The organism is Vibrio sp. 378 (genome assembly GCF_033339435.1).
Genome location: NZ_JAWOUO010000037.1, coordinates 1 through 5,952 on the forward strand (window position 1 = coordinate 1; position 5,952 = coordinate 5,952).

4 protein-coding genes and 1 pseudogene are annotated in these 5,952 nt (G+C 40.1%); all 5 read right to left on the minus strand.

Annotated elements, in window-relative coordinates:
* Positions 1-690 precede the first annotated feature (690 nt).
* The 5 genes and pseudogenes from R7Q48_RS23700 to R7Q48_RS23720 all read right to left on the minus strand — a co-directional run bounded on the left by R7Q48_RS23700 (position 691) and on the right by R7Q48_RS23720 (position 5,846).
* Positions 691-1,653, minus strand: coding sequence for a hypothetical protein (locus R7Q48_RS23700; RefSeq protein ID WP_315912824.1), 963 nt, complete (start codon positions 1,651-1,653; stop codon positions 691-693).
* Positions 1,654-1,740: 87 nt separating this feature from the next.
* Positions 1,741-2,324, minus strand: a pseudogene (locus R7Q48_RS23705) (GNAT family N-acetyltransferase).
* Positions 2,325-2,433: 109 nt separating this feature from the next.
* On the minus strand, positions 2,434-2,859 hold the full coding sequence (locus tag R7Q48_RS23710; RefSeq protein ID WP_256903460.1) for a hypothetical protein: 426 nt from the start codon (positions 2,857-2,859) through the stop codon (positions 2,434-2,436).
* Between the two features lie 1,534 nt (positions 2,860-4,393).
* Entirely contained in the window at positions 4,394-5,029 is a 636-nt protein-coding gene (locus R7Q48_RS23715; protein ID WP_151514891.1) for a hypothetical protein, read from the minus strand.
* 271 nt (positions 5,030-5,300) lie between these two features.
* The gene (locus R7Q48_RS23720) at positions 5,301-5,846 is read right to left on the minus strand and encodes a GNAT family N-acetyltransferase (RefSeq protein WP_256903459.1); all 546 of its coding nucleotides are present in this window, start codon (positions 5,844-5,846) and stop codon (positions 5,301-5,303) included.
* Between the last annotated feature and the right edge of the window lie 106 nt (positions 5,847-5,952).

A 5,952-nucleotide genomic window follows, 5' to 3' on the forward strand; every position in this document is an offset into this window, starting at 1 on the left:
GCAAACCACCTTAATCACTAAATTCAACGCATAGTGAAAATGCCACGCGTTGCGAATCCCTCTTGAGCAGTTTGTTAGTTTGCAAACCCAAGGAGTTGATTTTACGTTATTTTAAACTTTGCAAACAACAAACTTTATGTGCTTTGATGCATTTAAGTCAGGCGTAGTCTAAAAGCGGCTAGTCAATGAAACCACTTGGAACAAACAACGCCGCAGAAAACGGACTCACAACACCAAAAAGCACTTTTAGAAAACCAATCTCACAATGCGGACTTTCAACAAAGTCACTGAAACCACATGAACTTACCACACCAGAGAAAACGTCCTCGCAGCCAGTAAATCGGCTTTTGTACCATCAAACTCAACGAGCAGAGTTTCAGCAAAAAAGTTCAACTCAGTTAACCCCAAAATCGCCACACCAAAGAACAAATCAACCGTTAAAACGATGCCTGATTTGGATTTTCACCACGCTAATTAACACTGAAATTGAACACCGATACGACAAGTTCAACTTTGAGATCTTACCACTAGATCTTGCGATATAACTGCGTTTTTCCTCTTGCAAACTAACGCCCTGTTAAGGGGTGAGCAACGCAATACTATAGCCGCCGCATACCACCTTAATCACTTAAACCAACGCATAGTAAAAATGCCACGCGTTGCGAATCCCTCTTAAACAGTTTGTTATGTTTACCCTAAAGTGGAAACTAAGGATGCAATCACGAAAAGCCATGAAACAATGAAAAATACTATCGTTGACTTAGTTGTGGGAAATAAAACAATGCCTGCGACCTTTTCACCAGAAAAATCATCCCAAACCCATTTAGGAGCTTTACAGGGATCATCTTTATAGTTTTGACTAATATCACTAAACTTTTCTTCATCATAATTCGAAAAGAGGTAGTCAATATGCTTATCAAAATCTTGTTTGTATCGCTTTTTCCAATTGTAGTAAGAAAGGCTCTCTTTGAGGCCAAGCGTTACGACATATAAAAGAAGACCAAACATAGCCAATTTTAAAATAAAAACAAATGTCGAAGACCATTCGACAATCGGTGTGGGCAAATTAAGTAGTGACTTTCGCTTTACCACAGCTAAAGGATTATCCATAGATAAAATGAAGTTACCGTCTATCAAACTCCTTGAGGCAAGTGAGATCTTTGGAGATTTCAACGAATGATCCATTTGCTCTAAAAATAACTCTATATCAATATGCTCTTCGCTGCGCCATTGCTCAAACCGTATATTAAATGAGTGGTCATCACTAGGCTTAACTTGTGCCCTAACTGAGTCATCAAGTTCATTTAGATCGATAACACGAAATCCTTTCGGAAATGAAAAATCAAGAGAATCTTTGATTAGGTCACTTTTTGATCCGCTACCGATTATGGTTTTATCTCCGGTATTTTGAAATCTGACTTGAATTTTCCAAAGGTCTTGTATCGCTTCTCCGTTAAATGAATACGTAGCAACCAATCCTTTGATATTTGCAAGATCAGTAACCTTATCTTCACTCAAGAGCGACACTGTCACTTCAGGGTATTTATCTCGAACTTGCTCCCACACCCCGTAACTTGTAACTAAAAGCGCAAGTAAAGCTATGAGAAAGCCCATTTTGTTAAGAATATCTTTATTATTAATCATATTTTCCAAAAACTACTGCATATCAGGGTAAACATAACGCCCAATTAAGGGGTGAACAACGCCTCCACCCGAACCTAAAACATTGTGCCATAAACACTAAATTTGAAGTAGAAGCAAAAATGCCGAGCGTTGTGAATCCCTCTTAAATTGATTGTTATACCGCGACTCGCAACGCACCCAGTACCTTGCCAGAGGGTTAGGAAAGACTTTTCTTTGAACGATATTTTCGAGCTGACCACTATTCGCTTCAATGACTTTACGCGACGCATAATTGTCTTCGTCCGCCGTAATTAAAGCTTTCTCAATGCCTAGCCTTTTGGCTTCAGGTAAGGCTAATTTAAGCATTTGCTTACCATAACCCCGACCTCGAAATGATGGTGCAATATCATATCCGATATGGCCTGCTTCCAGCGATAAAAACTCATTACCAATATTATGGCGAACTCTAATGACGCCTAGAATGGCTTTCTGACAGTCGACAAGCCAAAAATGACTGCATGGAACATAGCCCTCTGCAAGTTCACACCTTCTGCTTCATCGTTCAAGCGCTGCACATAAGCGGAAAAACCAGCAATAGATTCACTGTAATATTCTGAATTTTCAGGATCATTGTCAGCGAAATCTTTATACATCACTAGAAAAGCGGACTCGAATTCTGGCGACGGTGAAACTAACTCCATGGTATTTTTCTCCTTGCGGTATAACGCCGCATTAAGGTGTGAGCGACGCTGGGCTATACTTGAGCGAAGCGAAACTGCCAAGCGTTGCGAATCACTCTTAAATGCTTTGTTAGCTTTTGTACACTACGATGTCAGAATTTTCTAGTTGATATCTTTGTAACAACACCATTGCCCTTTCAGAAACTAAGAGTAGCCCATCATTTGTTACGCTAAAATCGTCTTTACCGATAGTTCCGGATACTTGGAGCCACGAAAAACGAGGTAAAGTACACTCTGAATACAGTTCTTCAAATACGTCAGAAGTAGATATTTCAGCCACTTCCAGATTGTATCCTGACAACTGCGATGAACTTAAGGCCGTTGCTAAACGTTCAGTGACTAAAAAGCATGGAAATGAAGTCAATAAATCATCACCTAGCCACCCATCAAACTGAAAATGTAGCTTTTCTATTATCGGTGGATGCAAATCGAAATTTGCCAAAGTATTTTCACCCAAGCACCCAGGAACTTCTGGTTCGATCAAATATTGACTCACTTTATTCTCCCAAAGAAAGCTAACGCCCAATTAAGGGGTGAGTAACGCAACACCAATGCCGCCGCAAACCGCCTTAATCACTAAAATTAACGCATAGTAAAAATGCCACGCGTTACGAATCCCTCTTGAATTGTTTGTTAGTACGCTGCCCCTAAAGCCTTTTTACACACCAAGATATTGAAATATAGCACGAAAATTATGGCTTAAAACACTAAAGCCAAACGGACTGCTGCCAAACTTAAAACTAACTTCAATACTTAAGTTGGCTAGAAGAAAAACATGCTTAACTGCCCTTTTTCGCCGCTTTCCAATTAGCAAAGGATACAGGCTTCGCAATTGAACAGCAGCGTCAGAGAAACCTAGTTTTACCGAAAATTTCTCAGCCCTAAAGAAACCACACCAGAGAAATCACCCAAAAGTTAGAAACCGTAAACGATGAAGTCAAAGCGGAAACTTCGCATCTAGTGCCACCGGAGCGAACGTGAAAGGCACATTTGTTCAGGTGTAAAACTGGGAAAGAAACCAATAAACACCAAGACTTTTGACCTCTGATGTCGCCCCAGTACTAACGCCTTGCTAAGGTGTGAGTAACGCAATACAAAAGCTACCGCACAGCGCCTTAATCACATAAGCCACCGCAAAGTAAAAATGCCACGTGTTACGAATCACTCTTAAGCAATTTGTTAGTACATGCGCTACTTCTATTTGTGCGCTCCAAGATATTGAAAAGTGGCATAATATGAAAGGCTTTGAACACTGAAGTGAGACGGGCAGCTACAAAACTTTACCTCGATTGAAAGACGAAAGTTGGCTAGAAGAAAAACGTACTGAACTCCCCTACTTTTATTTGATTAAAATTAGAAAAGTTCAACAGCCACACCAAAAGTAATCAAGGTTCTCTCAAAAGCCACCACGAAAATGAAGAAGCGCTAAAGAAATAGACTAAGAGTTAGAAGCCGTAAACGGTGAAATCAAAGCAAACACTCCGCATATAGTGCCACGGGAAAGAACGTGAAAGGTACAAACTGAAAGGTGTAAAGACAAGCGCCAAAACAGATAAACACCAAAACTTATGACCTTTGATGTCAAACCCGTACTAACGCCGCATTAAGGTGTGAGCAACGCTACCACGAAACTAAACCTTACCACCGTAAACACAAAACCCAACGATGGAATGAAAAATGCCATGCGTTGGGAATCACTCTTAAATGCTTTGTTAGCTTAATATAGACTCAGGAGTGCTTTTTACTTTCTAGGCTTTTTACTCTTGCTTTGTACGCAAAATAAAAACCAACGAAGAAGAATGCATTCGTAGCCACGAGAGCCAATCCCGCAACCTCGGGTAAATTGTAGCCTGTTATCATTGAAAGAATATAGTACTGGGCACATGCAGCCATAACACACAAAGATAATGGACGAAGAAAAGTAGTACTCGGCGATAACTTTTCTTCAGAGAACATATACTGCATCAATAGCACATGCGAGAAATGAATTGTTGCCAATGACAATATCACTATTAGTATTAAAACTAGCATTACAAATCTTCCGGTTGAAGTAGACCTCTGCGAAGAAGCTCCTTCCGCGCATCTTTTGCATTTAAGTGTGTTTGATAAGCAATTACACTGACCATTACGACCAAGATTGCCGATGCTTTGCCTGCAACTTGTTTGGTCACTCCCAGTCTATTTGCAATCTGCGCAACTGGTGAGCTTGTAACTTGCTTTTTCAACTGAGTCGCAACCTCTTTGGAAGCACTTTTTACCCCTTGTTGCGCTGATGAAAGCAAAAATGCTGATATACCTGCTGCTGTGAGAGGGAGCGAGAAGTCTATGCCAAGACCTTTCAATATATTAGTCACATCCTTATTGGTATCAAAAAATTCTCTGAGCTCCCGATCAGAAAGTGACCATGAGAACCAGTATGGATTTGCAACCACTTGAGAAACTAAACCATATAGTGAAGCTTTCAACTGGCCATCGTTCAAAGCCAATATTAGCTTCAAAACTTCGGACTGTTTGTTCTTAGGTAACTCTCTATAAAGTACAATTCCTGTAATAATTGTAATTGCATTAGGCTCCTGTCTCATACGAGCTTCGTACTTTTCCATACCAATCAAATGCGTGTAGTACTTAACTGGATCTGCGGCAATTTTTGATTTGTGCACTCTCATAAAGCCTCCAATATAGATTTTGATAATGCTTAATACACTTATTGGAACTTGAGCACAAATATGCTTACTACTTTTTTGTTTAGTTTCACACAACATTGCAATTTATAAATAGCATAATTGCCTGACTACCTTGTTCATGAACTTAAATGTTAAGCTAACGCCCAATTAAGGTGTGAAGCACGTACCACGACACTTAATTTGAACACCGTAATCACTGAACTCAACCCAAACCAAAAATGCCAAGCGTGCTGAATCACTCTTAAATTGTTTGTTATGCGTAATTTTTGACGTGCTTTGTCATTGCAGTTTCCGAGACTGACAAACCGTCGATTCTATATTGATCTTTGAACTCTCCAACGACATTAAACCCTGCTTTTAAGTAGAGGCTCTTTGCCGGGAAATTCTCTGATAATACACAAAGATCAAGCCAATCAATTTCAGCTTTTTCTTGGCAGAAATTGATAACGGTATCAATGAGTCTTTGACCAATACCTTGCTTCCGGCAAGAATCATCCACGCCCATGCCAAGTAGAACTCTATGAGAACGGCTTTCATCACTGTGGTGGCGAAGATCAATATGACCTTTGATTCTTCCAGAGGTGTCTTTTACAACCCAGAGCTTTCTCCAACCTAAATCGCCAACCTGATGAGAAAAGCCTTGGATAAACTTATCCTTTGTTGCTTCTGGAACTTCACTTTGCTCTCTGGACATTGGCTGGAAAAGAGGAACTTGGCCATTACCATTTTCAGACAGCTGATTTTCAAGGTACGCAAAGAATGAATCTAAATCTGATTTATCCGCTTCTACTATTTCCATCTAATATTCTGTGCTCCATCGATTACGCATAACGCCGCATTAAGGGGTGAACAACGCCACCACCCAACCTAAGCTATTGTGCCGTAAGCACTAAAGCTGATTCAAA

What these genes read in the sequence shown, in the direction of transcription:
- R7Q48_RS23720 (WP_256903459.1), bottom strand. Translation starts at nt 5,846, where the DNA reads ATGGAAATAGTAGAAGCGGATAAATCAGATTTAGATTCATTCTTTGCG.
- R7Q48_RS23715 (WP_151514891.1), bottom strand. Translation starts at nt 5,029, where the DNA reads ATGAGAGTGCACAAATCAAAAATTGCCGCAGATCCAGTTAAGTACTAC.